The organism is Variovorax cryoconiti, assembly GCF_051216395.1.
Lineage (GTDB): Bacteria > Pseudomonadota > Gammaproteobacteria > Burkholderiales > Burkholderiaceae_C > Variovorax.
This window is the reverse complement of the sequence record NZ_JBPJZI010000095.1, coordinates 1-1,013: the sequence shown is the minus strand read 5'-3', so window position 1 is coordinate 1,013 and position 1,013 is coordinate 1. Positions and strand designations below refer to the sequence as shown.

At 64.1% G+C, this 1,013-nt stretch carries 1 protein-coding gene; it reads right to left on the bottom strand.

The features are described from left to right. Nucleotides 1–1,010: MFS transporter (locus ACSFA2_RS25990; RefSeq protein WP_435458202.1), on the bottom strand; the 1,010-nt coding region annotated here is incomplete at its 3' end. Nucleotides 1,011–1,013 lie beyond the last annotated feature (3 nt).

Genomic DNA, 1,013 nt, shown 5'->3' with positions numbered 1-1,013 from the left:
CCCCAGAAGAAGTTGGCTGCAACAAGACAGCATGCGGCCGCGTACGGATCGCGTGCATTGATGGCCATCAGCACCGACAGCGCCACGCCCGCGCTGGCGCTCATGAAGATGAAGGGCACGCGCTCGCGCCCGACCTTGTCGATGAGCACGCCGCCCACGAACACAGCAAGCACCGTGGCGTACTGCGGCAGCGAGGCCAGCCAGCCCATCTCGCGCATCGAGAAGCCGCGCGCCTCGCGAAGATACGTCGGCAGCCAGTTGCTGCTGCCCCAGAGGTAAGCCAGCGCGGCCGATGTCAGCAGCGTGATGAGGAACAGGTGCCGCGTATGCAGCGCGCCCTTCACGATGCCGCCCACGCGCGCCATCGCCTCGCCGAACGACGAAGGCTTCACGCCATCGGCATGTGCGGGCGGCATGCGCACGAAGGCCAGCACCAGCGGAATGCCGAGCACGATGTTCAGCACACCCAGCACATGGAACGATGTGTCCCACGCAAACTGCGTGAGCAAGTAGCCGACCAGCGGATACCCGATGGCCAGCCCCAGCCCCGTGCCCATGTTCACGAAGGCATTGGGCTTGCCGTTTTCATCGCTGCGGAAATGCGCCTTGATGTACGCAGAGGCCAGCGAGAACAGCGGCCCTTCCGACACGCCCAGCAGGACGCGCGAGGCCAGCAGCATGCCGTAGCTGTGGAACATCGGCGAGGCCCACGTCACCACGCCCCAGAGGATCAGGCCAAAGACCAGGCTGCGCCGCACGCCGAAGAGCGCCGAGCAGAAAGGCGTGAGCACAAAGGCCGACACACCATAGCCCAGCATGAAGGCCGTCGCCAGGAAGCCCTGGCTCACGCGGTCGCTCGCTGCAATGCCAACATGGTCCAGGAACGCGGCATCGGTGATCAGCACTGCGATGTTGATGCGATCCACGTAGGAGATCGCGACGATCACGAACAGCGTGATGACACCGTACCAACGAAAGTTCTTGCTACTGCTGATGCTGTTGCTCTGCATGAC